The organism is Bacillus sp. SRB3LM, assembly GCF_015712745.1.
In the GTDB taxonomy this organism is placed as follows: Bacteria; Bacillota; Bacilli; order Bacillales; family Bacillaceae_G; genus Bacillus_A; species Bacillus_A thuringiensis_K.
In genome coordinates, this window is record NZ_VWVQ01000115.1 from 1 (window position 1) to 529 (window position 529).

Consider the following 529-nt stretch of genomic DNA (forward strand, 5'->3'; position numbering starts at 1 on the left):
CGATCATATACATACCGATAATTTATTGACTCTATCCAAGCCTTTTCTTCATTTTTTCCTTTATATTCATCAAAAAAGCACTTCATCCAATTTAGATTACTTAGATCTAACACATTTCTAAACATTCCAATGCCTATGGAATTATCTTCAGAGGATCCATAGATGACATGATCTGCGCGGTTACTATAATTCAAATAAATAGAATTTAACAAAGGATCATAAGCCCAATAGTTCATACCAGGTTTAGTGGCATTAGTGAATTTTATTCTTATTTCATCGGTAGATTCGATGCACCCGTCTTTTCCATCTCTATGCTCAAAAATAATAGATGTTCCATTATCCATTACAGAATCCGCAAACAGAACGAAATCACCCAAGAAGCCCCAAGGTTCGAATGTGACACCACCTTTACCTGATAAATTTTTATCCTTTACATAATACGGTGTATTATATTTCAATCGTTCTCCATTTTTTGTGACAGGATCGGAATTATCTGCAGCTAACGCTGTTACTGGCAGGGAGGCTGCAG

General features: G+C 35.5%; 1 protein-coding gene. It reads right to left on the reverse strand.

Features of this window, described 5'->3' with window-relative positions; genetic code table 11:
• On the reverse strand, nt 1-529 hold a 529-nt coding region (locus F3I02_RS33605; protein WP_196478858.1), incomplete at both ends, for a hypothetical protein.